The organism is Pseudomonas sp. BF-R-19 (genome assembly GCF_019956445.1).
Classification (GTDB): Bacteria; Pseudomonadota; Gammaproteobacteria; order Pseudomonadales; family Pseudomonadaceae; genus Aquipseudomonas; species Aquipseudomonas fluorescens_BH.
This window is the reverse complement of sequence record NZ_JAHBDN010000100.1, coordinates 1-16,750: the sequence shown is the minus strand read 5'-3', so window position 1 is coordinate 16,750 and position 16,750 is coordinate 1. Positions and strand designations below refer to the sequence as shown.

Annotated in this window: 15 protein-coding genes; 6 read left to right on the top strand and 9 right to left on the bottom strand. The window is 62.5% G+C overall.

The features are described 5' to 3' along the window. Positions 1-263 precede the first annotated feature (263 nt). From KGB28_RS27590 to KGB28_RS27560, 7 genes are all read right to left on the bottom strand, one after another. Positions 264-1,718, bottom strand: a complete 1,455-nt coding sequence (locus tag KGB28_RS27590) for a TrkH family potassium uptake protein (protein WP_223448695.1) — start codon at positions 1,716-1,718, stop codon at positions 264-266. 291 nt (positions 1,719-2,009) lie between these two features. Continuing rightward, positions 2,010-2,777, bottom strand: coding sequence for a phosphonate ABC transporter, permease protein PhnE (gene phnE / locus KGB28_RS27585; protein ID WP_223448694.1), 768 nt, complete (start codon positions 2,775-2,777; stop codon positions 2,010-2,012). Further along, a complete protein-coding gene (locus tag KGB28_RS27580; RefSeq protein ID WP_223448693.1) occupies positions 2,774-3,601 on the bottom strand; it encodes a PhnE/PtxC family ABC transporter permease in 828 nt (275 codons plus the stop codon). Before KGB28_RS27580 ends, phnE begins: the two co-directional genes overlap by 4 nt. Then, positions 3,595-4,392: a phosphonate ABC transporter ATP-binding protein gene (locus KGB28_RS27575; RefSeq protein ID WP_223448692.1), complete on the bottom strand. Its 798-nt coding sequence runs from the start codon at positions 4,390-4,392 to the stop codon at positions 3,595-3,597. The genes KGB28_RS27580 and KGB28_RS27575 overlap by 7 nt, the downstream gene beginning before the upstream one ends. Continuing rightward, on the bottom strand, positions 4,389-5,240 hold the full coding sequence (locus KGB28_RS27570; protein ID WP_223448691.1) for a putative selenate ABC transporter substrate-binding protein: 852 nt from the start codon (positions 5,238-5,240) through the stop codon (positions 4,389-4,391). Before KGB28_RS27570 ends, KGB28_RS27575 begins: the two co-directional genes overlap by 4 nt. Before the next feature lie 423 nt (positions 5,241-5,663). Further along, positions 5,664-6,842, bottom strand: coding sequence for a trans-sulfuration enzyme family protein (locus tag KGB28_RS27565; RefSeq protein WP_223448690.1), 1,179 nt, complete (start codon positions 6,840-6,842; stop codon positions 5,664-5,666). Then, positions 6,839-8,215: a pyridoxal-phosphate dependent enzyme gene (locus tag KGB28_RS27560; protein ID WP_046042477.1), complete on the bottom strand. Its 1,377-nt coding sequence runs from the start codon at positions 8,213-8,215 to the stop codon at positions 6,839-6,841. Before KGB28_RS27560 ends, KGB28_RS27565 begins: the two co-directional genes overlap by 4 nt. Before the next feature lie 276 nt (positions 8,216-8,491). Between KGB28_RS27560 and KGB28_RS27555 the strand changes: the two genes are divergently transcribed. The 6 genes from KGB28_RS27555 (at position 8,492) to KGB28_RS27530 (ending at position 14,808) form a co-directional block, all read left to right on the top strand. Then, entirely contained in the window at positions 8,492-9,853 is a 1,362-nt protein-coding gene (locus KGB28_RS27555) for a flavin-containing monooxygenase (RefSeq protein ID WP_223448689.1), read from the top strand. Further along, entirely contained in the window at positions 9,853-10,263 is a 411-nt protein-coding gene (locus KGB28_RS27550; protein ID WP_046042476.1) for a RidA family protein, read from the top strand. Before KGB28_RS27555 ends, KGB28_RS27550 begins: the two co-directional genes overlap by 1 nt. Before the next feature lie 10 nt (positions 10,264-10,273). Beyond that, positions 10,274-10,948, top strand: coding sequence for a DUF1028 domain-containing protein (locus KGB28_RS27545; RefSeq protein ID WP_223448688.1), 675 nt, complete (start codon positions 10,274-10,276; stop codon positions 10,946-10,948). Further along, positions 10,941-12,110, top strand: coding sequence for an acetylornithine deacetylase (gene argE / locus KGB28_RS27540; protein WP_223448687.1), 1,170 nt, complete (start codon positions 10,941-10,943; stop codon positions 12,108-12,110). The genes KGB28_RS27545 and argE overlap by 8 nt, the downstream gene beginning before the upstream one ends. Positions 12,111-12,145: 35 nt before the next feature. Beyond that, positions 12,146-13,186, top strand: coding sequence for an ABC transporter substrate-binding protein (locus KGB28_RS27535; RefSeq protein WP_223448686.1), 1,041 nt, complete (start codon positions 12,146-12,148; stop codon positions 13,184-13,186). A 584-nt stretch (positions 13,187-13,770) separates the two neighbouring features. Next, on the top strand, positions 13,771-14,808 hold the full coding sequence (locus KGB28_RS27530; RefSeq protein WP_223448685.1) for a GGDEF domain-containing protein: 1,038 nt from the start codon (positions 13,771-13,773) through the stop codon (positions 14,806-14,808). Here the strand turns inward: KGB28_RS27530 and KGB28_RS27525 are convergent. Beyond that, on the bottom strand, positions 14,805-15,164 hold the full coding sequence (locus KGB28_RS27525) for a cupin domain-containing protein (protein WP_223448684.1): 360 nt from the start codon (positions 15,162-15,164) through the stop codon (positions 14,805-14,807). The two genes, KGB28_RS27530 and KGB28_RS27525, sit on opposite strands and share 4 nt — an antisense overlap. Positions 15,165-15,177: 13 nt before the next feature. After that, on the bottom strand, positions 15,178-16,575 hold the full coding sequence (locus KGB28_RS27520; RefSeq protein WP_223448683.1) for an NAD(P)/FAD-dependent oxidoreductase: 1,398 nt from the start codon (positions 16,573-16,575) through the stop codon (positions 15,178-15,180). Positions 16,576-16,750: the final 175 nt, after the last annotated feature.

Below are 16,750 nucleotides of genomic sequence, written 5' to 3'. Positions count from 1 at the left end.
TCGGGAAGTAAGGTGCCTTGACCTCGATGTTCACCTTGGATAAAGCGCTTCATGGGCGATCCCTGCGATGAAATCCTCAGAAATCATAGCAAGGGTTCGCGAAGGTGTTTTTACACACTCTGGGCCAAAAGCGGTCAGTCGTGACTTTGTCTTCGCCGCGTTTCTAAAACGCAACGTTGTCGCTGGCGAGATTACGTAAACCAACGGCAAACCATTCGACTGCCACACATGCACTTTCTAGACCCAGAGCCCTGCAAAGTGGGTCAATATCTCCAGAAAACCGGAGTTACGAGCACCAACACAGTCAGGATTTCCAGTCGCCCTAGTAGCATTCCAACGGTCAGTAGCCATTTGGCGGTATCGGGCAATGATGAGAAATTACCGGCCGGCCCAATGATCGTGCCAAGCCCTGGCCCGACGTTACATACCGCCGTAGCGGCGCCGCTCAATGCCGTTGTCCAATCAAGTCCAATGAGAGCCAGGCCCAAGGCGATGGCAGCAATAGTGATGGTGAAGAAAAACGAGAAGGTCAAAAGTGAGCGCACGATCTCCTCGTCAATGGGATGACCGTTGTAATTCTTCTGAATCACGGCTCGAGGATGGATCAACTGCTTCAAACTGCTGACCAGTAGAGCGGCAGCCACCTGAAAACGGAAGATTTTAAGACCGCCTGCAGTGGAGCCTGAACATCCACCGACGAATGTCAGATAGAAAAACAGCAAGACAGCGAAGCTGCCCCACAAGGTGTAATCGCCAACCGCAATTCCGGTGGTCGTGACGACCGAGGTCACATTGACTGCCACGATACGAAACGCATCCCACCACCCGTAATCGCTGTGAAAACACAGCCAGGTACCCACAGCCAGCGATGTGACGAGCAAGAACCCGATAAACCCGCGTACCTGGTGATCCTTGATCAGCGCACGCCAATTGCCCCGCAATGTTGCGACGTACAAGGTGAATGGCAGGCTGCCCAGAATCATGATGGCCACTGCCACCCAGTGAATCGTTGGTTGCGTCCAATGCCCAAGCGAGGCGTCCGAAGTTGAGAATCCCCCGGTAGAGATCAACGACATTGCGTGGTTGACCGCTTCAAATGGCGTCATTCCAGCGAGCCAGAGCGCCAGAGCTCCGATGCCAGTAAGCCCCAGATACAGAAAAAGAATGTACTTGGCTGCCACATGGGAACGCGGCGTGACTTTCTCCGACCAGTCTGAGGACTCTGTCTGGAACAGACGCATGCCGCCTACTCGCAACAGTGGAAGGATCGCCACGGCCATGCCGATAAAACCGATGCCTCCCAGCCAATGCAGCATGGAGCGCCATATCAACAAGCCGGGAGATGAGGTATCCAAACCGGTGAGTACAGTCGAGCCAGTGGTTGTGATGCCAGACATCGTTTCAAAGAACGCATCGGTGTAGCTGATATGGCTGATGAACACCATTGGCAACGCTGCGAAGGTGCATACAACCACCCAACTGCCAGTAGTCAGCAGGTACATATCCCTCGGGCGAAGCTGGGCAGCATCCGGGCGCCCCCGCACAATCAACAGCAAGCCACAGATGAAGGTAATCAAACTCGACCAGAGAAAGGCCGATAGATCGTCGCTACGCTCATAGGCCACCAGTGTGATCATGGGAATAGCCATGCTTATGGCCAGCGTGATCAGAAAAATGCCTAAGATGAAGCCGATAAGCCGAATTGCTGCGAGGGACATAACGAAGCATTCCAAATTAGCACCGAGCAATATTAGATACCCAACCTCAAGGCCCCATAAATTTTGCGTAAAACTTCTACGGGCAATCCCTCAGGCTGCGTACGTCAGAGGGTTTTCAATGAGTCAATCGTGTTCACGGACAAGCAACGGTACTTCGTCAGGGCATGCAAAAACGAAGGACAGCTTGGGTCGTTTTCCGCCGGTCATAGCCATAAAACGCGGTAATCAACTCCATGCAATTGGCTAGTCAGCTCGAATGCAATCAGGTGAGCAAGTCTATGCAATTTCCCATCACGCCTTGACCCAGCGCTGGCGGCTCCAGCTGCTCAACCCATCAACGGCAAACACCAACAGCAACATGGCGAGGATCACCGTGCTGGCCTGGGCCTCCTGGAACAGGCTGAGGCTGACATAGAGCATCTGCCCCAAACCGCCGGCTCCGACAAAACCGAGCACGCTGGCCATGCGGATGTTGTTTTCCCAGCGGTACAGGATGTACGCCAACAGTTGTGGGAACAGGTTGGGCAGGGTGCCGTAACAGAAGGCCCAGACGACGTTGCCGCCCTGCAAACGGATGGCTTCGGCCGGTTGCGGTGGGGTGTTTTCCAGTGCTTCGGCGAACAGTCGGCCCAGCACCCCGGTGGTGTGCATGGCCAGTGCCAGGGTCCCGGCGTTGGGGCCGAGTCCGGCTGCCAGCACCATCAGCGCGGCCCACACCAGTTCGGGAATGGCGCGCAGGGCGTTCAGCACCACGCGCGACGTACTCTGCAGCGGCCATCCGAAACGTCCGGCCGCCGGCAGTGCCAGCACCAGGCCGAACACCGCCGCGAGCAGGGTGCCGAGGGCTGACATGGCCATGGTTTCCACGGCGCCACGGCCGATGGCTTGCAGATGGCCGGCGCTCAGGTCCGGGCTGAGAAAGCGCAGCACGTAGGCGCCCATCTGCTTCAGGTTACCGCTGCCACCCAGTTCGCCGAGGTCGATGCCCAGATAGCGGAACGAAGCGACGACCGCCGCACCAATGCACAGGATCAGCAGCAGGTTGATCAGGCGATTCATGCGAACCTCCAGCGCAGCAGGCGGCTGATCTGATCGGCGAACAGCACCAGGACGAAAAAGGTCAGCAACATGCTCGCCACTTCACCGCCGGCGAACATGCGCAACGACAAGTCGATCTGCTGGCCCAGCCCGCCGGCACCGACGAAGCCCATCACCACCGACGCGCGGATCGCGCACTCCCAGCGGTACACGGTGTACGACAGCAACTCCGCCGCGACATTGGGTAGGATTCCATAGCAGAACGCCGCCAATCGGCCACTGCCGGCTTGCAGCAGTGAGTGGGCGGGACGCTGGTCGACCGACTCGAAAATTTCCGCGTAGACCTTGCCCAGCATGCCGCTGTAGGTGATGGCAATCGCCAGCACCCCGGCCGTCGGGCCAAGGCCGACGGCGCGTACGAACAGCAAGGCCCAGACGATTTCCGGCACGCTGCGCAGGAAGATCAGCAGCCCGCGCACCGGCCAGCGCAACAGTCGGCCCAAGGCGCTCGGGCGACCGCTGCGCGAAGCCGCCGACAACGACAGCGCTCGACTGGCCAGCAGGCTGGCAGGCACCGCCAACAGCAAAGCCAAAGCCATGCCGGCGGTGGCGGTGGCCAGTGTCTGCAGCGTGGCTTGCCACAGCAGCTGGAGGAACTCTTCGCCATGGGCCGGTGGCCAGAAGGCTGAGACAAACCGGCCCATCTCACTCTGGCTGTCGGCCCGGAGCAGCACACCCAGGTCCAGTTCGCTGAAATGAATACCGGGCCACAGCAGGGCAAGTGCCAACAGACTGAGTAGCAGGCGGGGCAGGGTGGCCGGGTCTCGTGTATCGCGCGTCAGCATCGTGGAATCTGCAGGCTCAAGGGCGCCACCGGAACGGGTGGCGACAGCAGTTGTTCGTTGGCGTAGAGCTTGTCGAGCAAATCGTGGTCGACGTCGCTGGCGGGAAGGTCGAACAGGACCTGACCGTCTCGTAAGCCGATGATGCGTGAGAAGTGCGTCAGGGCCAGCTCCACCGCATGCAGGCTGGCGACCAGCGTCACCTTGTGTTCCCGGGCGTGGCGGCAGAGGATCGACAGGGTGTGCCCGGCCAGCACCGGGTCCATCGCCGACACCGGCTCATCGGCCAGCAGCACTTCGGGAGCCTGGTACAGCACGCGGGCAATGCCCACGCGCTGCAGTTGGCCGCCGGACAATTGCTGGCACTGGGCGAACAGCTTGTCACCCAGGTCCAGCTTGGCCAGTGCCGCCCGCGCCCCCGGAACATCCAGCGGGTGCAGCAGACTCAGCAGGCTTTTGGCAAAACCCCACTGGCCGAGCTTTCCGGCCAGCACCGCCGTGACCACCCGTTGCCGCGGTGGCAGTGGCGGCGCCTGGTGAACCAGGCCGATGCGCGCCCGCAGCTGCTGACGCCGATGGGCGCCTAGCTGCCAGGCGTGCTCGCCGAGCACCTCGACCGCGCCGTCGTCCGGGCGCAGGGCGGTGGCCAGCACGTTGAGCAGGCTCGACTTGCCGGCACCGGACGGACCGATGATTGCGACTTGCTCACCGGCACCGATGTGCAGGTCGACCTCATGCAGCGCACGCACGCCATTGCCGTGGGTGAGGCTGACCCGGTTCAGATGCAAGGTCATTTCAGCAGGTCGGCAGCGCGCGCGGCTTCCTCGATGCCCTTGTAGTTCTCAGGCTTGGTCTCGATGAAGCGGCTGGCGGCTTGCAGGTCCAGAATGGCTTTTTGCTCCGGGTTGGCCGGGTCGAGCGCGAGGAAGGCCGCCTTGATTTTGGCAGCCAGGGCCGGGTCGAGGGTACCGCGCACGGTCCAGTTGTAGTCGAAGTAGGCCGGCGTGGTAGCGAAGACCTTGACCTTGTCGGTGTCGACCTTGCCGGCCTTGACCAGTTTTTCCCAGACGCTGGCATTCAGCACGCCGGCATCCACTTTGCCAGCCTGGACCCAGGCGACGGTGGCGTCGTGGGCGCCGGAGTAACCGACACGGCTGAAATAGGTTTCCGGCTTGATGCCGTCCTGCAGCATGAAATAGCGCGGCATCAAACTGCCCGACGTCGACGAGACCGAGCCGAAGGCGAACGATTTGCCCTTGAGGTCGGCCAGCGACTTGACGGCCGGGTCGGCGCTGATGAATTTGCTGGTGAACTGGGCGTCCTGTTCACGCTGTACCAGAGGAATGGCATTGCCGGTTTTCAGCCGCGCCTGCACGAACGTGAAGCCGCCCAGCCAGGCCATGTCGATACGGTCTGTGGCCAGCGCCTCGACCACCGCCGGGTAGTCGGACACCGGTACGAACTCGACTTTCATGCCCAGTTGCTTCTCCAGGTATTCGCCCAGTGGCGTGAACTTGCGCAGCAATTCGGTGGGGGCTTCATCGGGAATGGCGCTGACCTTGAGGGTCTCGGCAGCCTGTGCCAGCAGGGTGGAAAGGGACAAGGTCAGGCCGACGGCCATTGCCAGGGTACGTTTGAGCATGGAAGTTCTCCGGTTCAATAGCGGAAAAATGTCGATGCGCCCCGCACAAGCTGATTGCTGCACGACGCTTCGTGAGGGTAGACGAAAACGCCGCGATTATAGGGACTCCTGTTTGCTTGACCAGCCTTGCAACAAGACTTAAGGCCAAAAAGACCTGTGGGAAAGACCTGTGGGAGCGAGCTTGCTCGCGATAGCAGAGTGTCAGTCAGCATAGTATCGACTGATCCACCGCCATCGCGAGCAAGCTCGCTCCCACAGAGGATCTCTGCTGAACAGCCAATTTTTGCATGACGGACATCCAAGTGTGGGAGCGGGCTTGCTCGCGAAAGCGGCGTGTCAGTCAGCATCAATATCGACTGATCCACCGCCATCGCGAGCAAGCCCGCTCCCACAGGTTTTGCGGTGTCCCACAACTCAGGTGATTTACATCCTTGCCAACGCCTGCGCCAGATCCGCCCGCAGATCCTCCACATCCTCAACCCCCACCGACAACCGCACCAAGCCATCACCAATCCCCAGTTCCGCGCGGGTATCGGGCGGAATGGTGGCGTGGGTCATGATCGCCGGGTGTTCGATCAGGCTTTCCACGCCGCCCAGGCTCTCGGCCAGGGCGAAGATCTGCACGCTTTCAAGGAAACGTTTGGTGCCGGCCAGGTCGCTGTTGAGGTCAAGGGAGATCATCCCGCCGAAACCGTGCATTTGCCGTTGGGCCAGTTCGTGTTGCGGGTGCGACGGCAGGCCGGGGTAGTAGACCCGTGAGACTTGCGGTTGGCGCTCCAGCCACTGCGCCAGCTCCAGCGCGTTGCTGCAATGCCGCTCCATGCGCAGGGCCAGGGTCTTCACCCCGCGCAGGGTGAGGAAGGCATCGAACGGGCCGGCGATGGCGCCGACGGCGTTTTGCAGGAAGCCCAGGCGTTCGGCCAGTTCGGCGTTCTGCCCGACCACGGCGATCCCGCCGATGACGTCGGAGTGACCGTTGAGGTACTTGGTGGTCGAGTGCAGCACGATGTCGAAACCCAGCTCCAGCGGGCGCTGGATCCACGGGCTGGCGAAGGTGTTGTCGGCCACGCAGATGATGCCGCGGGCGCGGCAGGTGCGGGCGATGGCGGCCAGGTCGGTGAGGCGAAGCAGCGGATTGCTCGGTGTCTCGACCATGACCATGCGGGTGTCGTCTTGCAGGGAGGCCTCGAACGCCGCCAGGTCGGTCAGGTCGACGAAGCTGAAGCGGTGTCCGGCGCTGCGCTGGCGCACCTTGTCGAACAGGCGGAAGGTGCCGCCGTACAGGTCGTTACCCGAGACGATGTGCGAGCCGGCGTCGAGCAGTTCGAGCACCGTGGAGATGCTCGCCAGCCCCGAGGCGAAGGCAAAGCCCCGGGTGCCGCCTTCGAGGTCGGCCACGCAGCGCTCCAGCGCCCAGCGCGTCGGGTTGTGCGAACGCCCGTAGTCGAGGCCCTTGTGCACCCCGGGGCTCTGTTGCAGGTAGGTGGAGTTGGCGTAGATCGGCGGCATCAGCGCCCCGGTCGAAGGGTCCGGCACTTGCCCGGCGTGGATCACCCGGGTGGCGAAGCCCTGTGGCGGGGCGTTTTTGTCCTGTTGACTCATGGCAGGGATCTCCGCAAATGGTTGAGCATGTCGGTTCGGGTAATCAGGCCGTGGAAGCCCGAGGCATCCTGGATGATCGCCACCAGTCCACGGCCCAGTTCTGCCTCCAGATCCGCCAGAGAGGCGCCGGGGGACAGGGTTTGCAGTTTGTCGGTCATGGCGCTGGATACGGCCTTGCGAAAGTGCGCAACGTCTTCATGCACACCCAGCAGGATGTCGGACTCGTCGATCACGCCGACCAGTTGTTTGCCGTTCACCAGCACCGGTAGCTGCGAGACATCCGCCAGGCGCATGCGTTGAAATGCCGTCAGTAGCGTGTCATCCGGGCCGACGCTGATCACCCGGCCATCCTCGAAACGCCGCGCGATCAGGTCGCGCAGGTCGCCGTAGTGCTTGCGTTGCAGCAAGCCCTGATCGTTCATCCACTGGTCGTTGTAGACCTTCGACAGGTAACGCGTACCGGTGTCGCAGACGAAGCTCACCACCCGCTTCGGCTGGGTCTGTTCGCGGCAGTAACGCAACGCCGCCGCCAGCAAGGTGCCGGTCGACGAGCCGCCAAGAATCCCTTCGGCGCGCAGCAGCTGGCGGGCATGGTCGAAGCTTTCTTCGTCGCTGATCGAATAGGCGTGGCGCACGCTGGACAGGTCGGCAATCGACGGAATGAAGTCTTCGCCAATGCCTTCCACGGCCCAGGAACCGGGGGTGGGGAGGGTGCCACCGCGGCTGTATTCGGCCATCACCGAGCCGACCGGGTCGGCCAGGACCATTTCCAGGTCCGGCTGCACCCGTTTGAAAAAGCGGGTCAGGCCGGTGAGGGTGCCGGCCGAACCGACGCCGACGACGATGGCGTCCACATCATGCTGGGTTTGCGCCCAGATCTCCGGCGCGGTGCTGCATTCGTGGGCCAGCGGGTTGGCGGGGTTGTTGAACTGGTCGGCGAAGAACGCATCGGGAATTTCCGCGGCCAGCCGCGCGGCAACGTCCTGGTAGTACTCGGGATGGCCCTTGCCGACGTCGGAGCGGGTGATGTGCACCTCGGCGCCCATGGCCTTGAGGTGCAAGACCTTCTCGGTGGACATCTTGTCCGGCACCACCAGCACTACGCGGTAGCCCTTGGCGCGGCCGACCAGGGCCAGGCCGAGGCCGGTATTGCCGGCGGTGGCTTCGACGATGGTGCCGCCGGGCCTGAGGCGACCATCGCGTTCGGCGGTGTCGATCATCGCCAGACCGATGCGGTCCTTGATCGAGCCGCCGGGATTCTGGGATTCGAGTTTGAGAAACAGGGTGCAGGGGCCGGTATCGAATCGGCTGACGCGCACCAATGGGGTGTTGCCGATCAGTTCGAGCACGGCAGGGCGGGAGTTGTCAGGCATGTCGTCACTTCCTTGCGCTATTCGCACTGGGTGGACATCGGCCGGCGCTGTGCCATCAGGCGTCAATCGCCGACATTGCATCGCTAGGACCATAGGCCGGGATCAGGCCTCCCGCAACCTCCCACAGCCGACCGGTCGGCTCGACGCTTTTTCCTCGCCAGCGACCACAAAAAACATAATTTCGCTATTTCCCGGCTCCGAACAGAATGCGGCCAACACCCTGACACCGATAGCCGCAGCAGAAGAACAACAGTGATCAGAATCGAGGCGGCAGCCATGACCGACCTGAATCAAACCACCTTTCAGAAGTGCACAGCCATGACAGTTGATAAAACCGCAATTGATACGCTTGTTGTTGGCGCCGGCCAGGCCGGCGTGGCCATGAGTGAACACCTGAGCAAGCTCGGCGTGCCTCACCTCGTTGTGGAGCGCAATCGTATCGCCGAAGCCTGGCGCACTGGTCGCTGGGATTCGCTGGTAGCCAACGGCCCTGCCTGGCACGACCGCTTCCCGGGGCTGGAATTCGACGGTCTGGACCCGGATGCCTTCGCCGGGAAAGAGCAGGTGGCTGAGTACTTCGAAGCCTACGCCCGCAAGTTCAACGCACCGATCCGCACCGGCGTGGACGTGAAGAAAGTCGAACGTAACACCGACCGTCCAGGCTTCACTGTCGAAACTTCCGATGGCGTGATCGAGGCACGGCACGTGGTGGTCGCCACCGGTCCGTTCCAGCGTCCGGCCATTCCGCCGATTGCTCCCGAAATCGCCGGCATCAGCCAGATTCACTCCGCCCAATACTACAACCCGCAGCAACTGGCCGAAGGCGCGGTGCTGGTGGTGGGCGCCGGTTCCTCGGGCGTGCAGATCGCCGATGAACTGCAACGTTCCGGCAAACAGGTCTACCTGTCGGTGGGCGCCCATGATCGTCCGCCCCGTGCCTATCGCAACCGTGATTTCTGCTGGTGGCTGGGGGTGCTCGGCGAGTGGGATGCCGAGGCCATGCAGCCCGGCAAAGAACACGTGACTATCGCCGTGAGCGGTGCCCGTGGCGGCCACACCGTGGACTTCCGTCGCCTGGCTCACCAGGGCATGACCCTGGTCGGCCTGACCCAGGCGTTCAATGGCGCTGTGGTGAGTTTCGAAAATAACCTCGCCGACAACATCCAGCGCGGCGATGAAAACTACCTGGCGTTGCTCGACAAGGCCGACGCCTATATCGAACGCAACGGCCTGGACCTGCCGCTGGAACCCGAAGCCCGGGCCATGCTGGCGGACCCGGATTGCGTGACAAATCCAATCCTGGAGCTGGACCTGCTCAAGGCCGGCGTCACCACGATCATCTGGGCCACCGGTTACTCCACCGATTACAGCTGGCTGAAGGTCGATGCCTTCAAGGAAAACGGCAAGCCGCAGCACCAGCGCGGCGTGTCGGCCGAGCCGGGGGTGTATTTCGTCGGGTTGCCTTGGCAGTCCCGTCGCGGCTCCGCGTTTATCTGGGGTGTTTGGCACGACGCCAAGCACATCGCCGATCACATCGTTAAACAGCACACCTATCTCAACTATCGGGATGCGACCCAGCGTCAAGCCGAAGCCGCCCGTGCACCTCTTCAGAAAGCCAGCCTCATGGGAGTTCGTTAATGCCTACTCATACCCGCATCCGCATGTTCAACACCAAAGACACCTACCCGAACCAGACGCTGGACAACGATTTGTGCCAGGCCGTGCGCGCCGGCAACACCGTGTATGTGCGTGGCCAGGTCGGCACCGATTTCAACGGCCAACTGGTGGGCCTCGGTGATCCGCGCGCCCAGGCCGAGCAGGCCATGCGCAACGTCAAGCAACTGTTGGAAGAGGCGGGCAGCGACATGAGCCATATCGTCAAGACCACCACCTACCTGATCGACCCGCGCTACCGCGAGCCGGTCTACCAGGAAGTCGGCAAGTGGCTCAAGGGTGTGTTCCCGATCTCCACCGGCCTGGTGGTCAGCGCCCTCGGCCAGCCGCAGTGGCTGATGGAAATCGACGTGATCGCTGTCATCCCTGAATAAGGAATTCGCCATGACTTTTTCCATCGTGGGTCGCTGCGCCGAGACCGGCCAGCTGGGCATTGCCATCAGCTCCTCGAGCATTGCCGTCGGCGCGCGCTGCCCGTGGCTGCGTGCCGGTGTCGGCGCGGTGTCGAGCCAGAACATCACGTTGCCGGCCCTCGGCCCGCAGATCCTCGATGAACTGGCCAACGGCTCGGCGCCGCCCCAGGCGCTGGACCATTCGTTGACCCGCAACGGCTACAGCCAATACCGCCAGGTGGCGGTGGTCGATGCCCACGGGCGCACGGCGATGTTCAGCGGCAACCATGCGCTGGGCATCAACAACGCGGTGGCCGGTGACCAATGCGTGGCGGCCGGCAACCTGCTGGCCAACAGTGGGGTGATCGAGGCGATGGTCGCGGCGTTCGAAAACAGTGAAGGCTGCCTCGCCACCCGGCTGATGAACGCCTTGCAGGCCGGGCAGGATGCCGGTGGCGAAGCCGGCGCGGTGCACTCGGCGGCGCTGTCGGTGGTGGGTGATCTGACCTGGCCGATGGTCGACCTGCGGGTGGATTGGGCCGATGAAAACCCGATCGGCGAGCTGGGCAAACTGTGGACGGCCTACGAGCCGCAATTGCAGGACTACCTGACCCGCGCCCTCAATCCGACTCTGGCCCCCGCCTATGGAGTGCCCGGCGATGAGTAAGTTGCGCAGCCGCGCCATGCTCGCGCGGTTGATCGGGTTCGCCACGGTCAGCCGCGATTCGAACCTGGAGCTGATCGAGTTCGTGCGCGACTACCTGCACGGACTGGGCGTGGATTGCGAACTGATCTACAACGCCGAGCGGACCAAGGCCAATCTGTTGGCCACGGTCGGCCCGCGTGTGGTTGGCGGCATCGTGCTGTCCGGGCACACCGACGTGGTGCCGGTGGACGGCCAGGCCTGGACGGTCGAACCGTTCTGCCTGAGCGAGGCGAACGGCAAGCTTTACGGTCGCGGCACCGCCGACATGAAAGGCTATCTGGCCTCGGTGCTGGCAGCGGTGCCGATGTTTCTCTCCAGCCCTTTGAAGCGCCCGGTGCATTTGGCGTTTTCCTATGACGAAGAGGTCGGTTGCCTCGGCGTGCGCGGCTTATTGGAAGTGCTGCCCCAACGCATCCCGGCACCGGCGTTGTGTTTGATCGGTGAGCCGACCGAGCTCAAGCCGGTGCTCGGTCACAAGGGAAAACTGGCGATGCGTTGCCATGTGCGCGGCGCTGCCTGTCATTCCGCCTACGCGCCTTACGGGGTCAATGCCATCGAGCAGGCCGCACGCCTGATCGGTCGGCTGGGCGACATCGGCGCCACCCTGGCCCGGCCGCAACTGCATGACAAACGCTTCGATCCGGCGTTCTCGACCGTGCAGGTCGGAGTGATCCAGGGCGGTACGGCGCTGAACATCGTGCCAGCGGATTGCCGTTTCGATTTCGAGATCCGCGCCTTGCCGGACTTCGCCCCGCAAGTGGTCGTCGATGAATTGCAGGACTACGCCGAGCAGACGCTGCTGCCGGCCATGCAGGCCGTGGACACCGATACCGGTATCCGCTTTGAAAAAATCTCGTCCTATCCCGGCCTGGCGACACCCGCCGACAGCGCGGCGGCCCGGCTGATTGCCCGGCTGTGCGGCAGCGACGAGTTCAGCACCGTGGCCTTTGGCACCGAAGGCGGGCTGTTCGATCAGGCCGGTATTCCTTCGGTGGTCTGCGGTCCCGGCAGCATGGACCAGGGGCACAAGCCCGATGAATTTGTCAGCGTTGTTCAGATGGCGGCCTGTGACCGCCTGATGGATCGCCTGGCGGCTTACTTGAGTGAATCCGAACACCCATAACAACAACGGGCCGACAAGCCCCGAGGAAGCGATCCATGTCCAGATCCTTGCGTTGCAGTGTTCCGTTTACCCTGGCGTTGCTGAGTGCCAGCGTGTGGGCGGCCCCCCAGGACCTCACCGTGATTTCCTTCGGTGGTGCTACCAAACAGGCCCAGGATAAGGCCTATTTCCAGCCCTTCAACGCCAGCGGCGCGGGCAACATCATCGCCGGTGAGTACAACGGCGAGCTGTCGAAGATCAAGGCCATGGTCTCCGCCGGCCACACCAGTTGGGACGTGGTGGAAGTCGAAAGCCCCGAGCTGTTGCGCGGCTGCGAGGAGGGCCTGTTCGAGAAGCTCGATGCGGGACGCTTCGGTGATTCGGCAAACTTTGTGCCCGGTGCGCTGACCGAATGTGGGGTTGCCACTTACGTCTGGTCGATGGTCATGGCTTACGACCAGAGCAAGCAGGCCAAGGCGCCGCAGTCCTGGGCCGACTTCTGGAATGTCGCCGACTTCCCGGGCAAGCGCGGCCTGCGCAAGAGCGCCAAGTACACCCTGGAAATCGCCTTGCTCGCCGACGGCGTCAAGGCGGACGACGTGTACAAGGTCTTGAACACCCCGCAAGGCGTGACGCGGGCCTTTGCCAAGCTCGACCAGATCAAGCCGAACATCCAGTGGTGGGAGGCGGGCGCGCAACCGGCGCAATGGCTGGTGGCCGGGGACGTGGTAATGAGCGCGGCCTACAACGGGCGGATTGCCTCGGCGCAGAAGGAAGGCATGAAGCTGAGCATCGTCTGGCCGCAGAGCCTGTACGACCCGGAATACTGGGCGGTGGTCAAAGGCACGCCGAACAAGGCGTTGGCGGAAAACTTCATCGCCTTCGCCAGCCAGCCGCAGACGCAAAAAGTCTTCTCGGAAACCATCCCCTACGGACCGGTACATCGCCAGACCCTGTCATTGCTGCCCAAGGACGTGCAGGAGCAACTGCCGACCGCCGAGGCCAATCTGGCCGGCGCGCGGGCCGTGGACGCGGAGTTCTGGGTCGACCATGGCGAAGAGCTTGAACAACGCTTCAATGCCTGGGCTGCGCGCTGACACAGGCACCGCATAACCCCCTGTGGGAGCGGGCTTGCTCGCGAAAGCGGTATGTCAGTCACATCGATGCTGGATGTGCCGCCGTCTTCGCGAGCAAGCCCGCTCCCACAAAAAAGCCTGGTGCAAAACCCCGGGTTCAAGCTTTGCTGCCTGCGCGCAGTGGTGATGGTAGTCAGTTAAAACACAGGCCCCTGTGGGAGCGGGCTTGCTCGCGAAAGCGGTATGTCAGTCACATCGATGCTGGATGTGCCGCCGTCTTCGCGAGCAAGCCCGCTCCCACAAAAAAGCCTGGTGCAAAACCCCGGGTTCAAGCTTTGCTGCCTGCGCGCAGTGGTGATGGTAGTCAGTTAAAACACAGGCCCCTGTGGGAGCGGGCTTGCTCGCGAAAGCGGTCTGTCAGTCACATCGATGTTGGGTGTGCCGCCATCTTCGCGAGCAAGCCCGCTCCCACAAAAAAGCCTGGTGCAATACCTCGGGCACACCGGGTTGAAATGATTGTGTAATTCGGGATGGTCGTTTATCGGGCGTATGGCTATGCTCAGCGAGTTTGCCAATCGCCAAAAAATAACAACCACAGTGAAAACATGAGCCAATCAGACACGCGTGCGAATGTTCTAGCGCAGTATCCGGAAGACTCCCGCGAGGCCGCGGCGTTGCTCAAGCAGGCAGTGCCGCTGATGGTTCGTCACAACATTGCGCCCAACCCGGTGCACTACGCGCTCTGGTACACCTACAGCAAAGGCCAGGAGCCGGAGCTCAATCGGCACCTGGACCGGCTGGTCAGCGATTTCGACTATTTCCCGCCGGAGTCGGCCACCAAACTGTTTCGCGAGTACATCATCCGTGATGAGCTGGCGGATGCCCGTTCCGGGCAGCAGGACGCAATCAACCTGGTCGACGACATGGAGCGCGATGTTTCGCGCAGCGTGAAAGGCAACCAGAATTTCCAGGCCAGCCTCGGCCAATACCTGCAGATGCTCGAAGAACCCGCCAGCGAGCGCTTGCCGAGCATCCTGATCCAGCTGCAACAGAGTACCCGGCTGATGCAGGGCCAGCAGGAACACTTCCTCGCCCAGTTGCAGTCGGCGCAGCATGAAATCAAAAGCCTGCGGGACAAACTGGAGCGCGCCCAATTGGCCGCGACCCTCGATGGCCTGACCGAATTGCTCAACCGCACTACCTTCAACCGCCAGCTTGAACAGGCCATGGGCAACGTGGCGACGGGCGTGGCGCTGGTGATGCTGGATATCGACCACTTCAAGCAATTCAACGACCAGTACGGCCATCCCTTGGGCGACCGCGTGCTGCAGCATGTCGCCCGGGTGTTGCGCGATTCGCTGTCCGGCGAAGCGTTCGCGGCGCGTTATGGCGGTGAGGAGTTTTGCGTGGTGCTCAAGGATTGCCCGGACCTGGCCGCCGCGGGCGCTTTTGCCGAGCGCCTGCGCCTGAAAATCCAGGCGCTGCGGGTCAAGGCCCGGGGCACCGACACGGTGCTGGACACCATCACCGCGTCGTTCGGCGTGGCCCATGCGCAAACTGGCGACACGCCGGAAAGCCTGTTGACCCGCGCCGACGATGCGCTGTACCAGGCCAAGCGAAACGGGCGTAATCAGGTACGTTAGCCGAGGATGAAGTAGACCTTGCGCACCTTGGTGAGGTTTTCCCAGGTGCCGTTGAATCCGCTGGCGACCACGAAGGAATCACCGGGGCCGAACGTGCGCGCGACGCCCTCGGCATCGGTCAGGCGCACGCTGCCTTCGAGGATGTGACACAGCTCGTCGTAATCGCACTGGCAACGCTCGCGGTGCGGTCCCGCCTCCCAGATGCCGGCCACGGCGTTTTTCCCGGGCGCCACAAAGTGCCGCCAACTCTTGCTGCTGTAAGGCGCGTCGACCACGGCCGGGTCGTTGATTTGTGTTTCACGGGGGGCAAGGTCGCTGGCGAAGTCGATGACGTGCCGGGGCAGGGCTGTGGACATGGTGGTCTCCGGATCAGGAATCGAAACCGATGCCAAAGGCATCGAAGGTCTTGAGCAGCAGGTCGCGGTGACCGTCGCGGTCTTCGCGCGCCAGTGAGCGCTGGGCCAGTTTCACGCCGACATAACGCAAGGGTTCGGGCGGAAAACGGAACGGCGCCTTGGAGGTCATCAGCAGTTCGGTGCGTTCGGTGCGCTCGCCGGCCAGCAGGTCGAGCATGTTCAATGCAGCGAAACGGCTGGCGGACACCCCTTGCCCGGTGAAGCCCAAGGCATAGGCGACGCGGCCCTGGTGCTCGCAGCCGGTGAACATCGTGGTGCGTGCGGAGGTGTCGATGATGCCGCCCCAGGCATGGCTGAAATGCACACCGCGCAGGGCCGGGAAGGTCTGCTGAAATTGTTCGGCCAGACGCTGGAAGCTTTGCGGGCGTTGGGTCAGGGCTTCGTCGCGGCGTCCGCCGAAATGGTAGATGGCATCAAAGCCGGCCCAGAGAATGCGGTTGTCGGCGGTCTTGCGCAGGTAGTGGAACTGGTTGCCGGCGTCGGCGATGCCGTAGCGCCCGGTCCAGCCAATGGCTTGCAGTTGCGCATCGCTCAAGGGTTCGCTGACCAGGCTGTAGTCGTAGACCGGGATCACGCTCGATGCCAGATGGCCGAGCAGCGGCGGGGCGATGTTGGTGGCGAGGGCGATCTGCCCGGCAATCACTTCTCCGTTGGCTGTACGCAGGCGCAAGTTGTCTTTGTCCGCATTCAGTTGCAGGACCGGGCTGTTTTCGAACAGTTGAATGCCTTGCTCAAGGCAAACACGGCGCAATTCAGCGGCCATTTTCGCCGGGTTGAGCAGGGCGTAATTGGGCTCGAACAGGCCGGCCGCATACGCCGGTGAATCAAGCTTCTGTGCCAGGTCGCTGCCTTCCAGCCACTGGCAGTCGATACCGAACCGCGCGTAGTTGCGTTGCATCGCGCGCAACCCGTCGATCTGCCAAGGCTGACTGGCGACGTTGAGTTTGCCCTGGCGTTCGAACTCGACATGCATGCCGAAACGATCCAGGTCGGCGGCCAGTTCATCGAGGTTCTGCCGGCCCAGGCGGATCAGTTGCTCTGCTTCATCCGGCCAGCGCTTGAGCGCGTTGGAGACGCCATGGGAAATGCTCGGCGCGCAGAAACCGCCATTGCGCCCACTGGCCTCACCGCCGCAGCGTCGCGCCTCGATGATCGCGATGCTCAGCCCGGGGTTGCGCTGGCGCGCCAGCAGCGCCGTCCACAATCCGGTAAAGCCACCGCCGACCACCGCCAGGTCGCACTGCACCGTGCCGGTGACGGAAGGTGCGGCGGGCGGCGGGGTGACGGTGTCCTGCCAAAAGGGATGGGGCAGGACGTGGTCGAGGGAATCGAGACGCGGTGGGGCATTCATGCTGAAACTCCGGCGGTGTGTCGGGCAGCGACGATTGCGTTCGGTTGCCCGACGGTTTTTGTTGTTATGGCTAGAGGTCTGGCAGCGCCATGATCGCGCGGGCGGCAATGTCGGTGCCGCGGGTCGCCTGCATGCGTTCGCTGAACGCTATGAGGCCTGTCTCTTATACCCATCT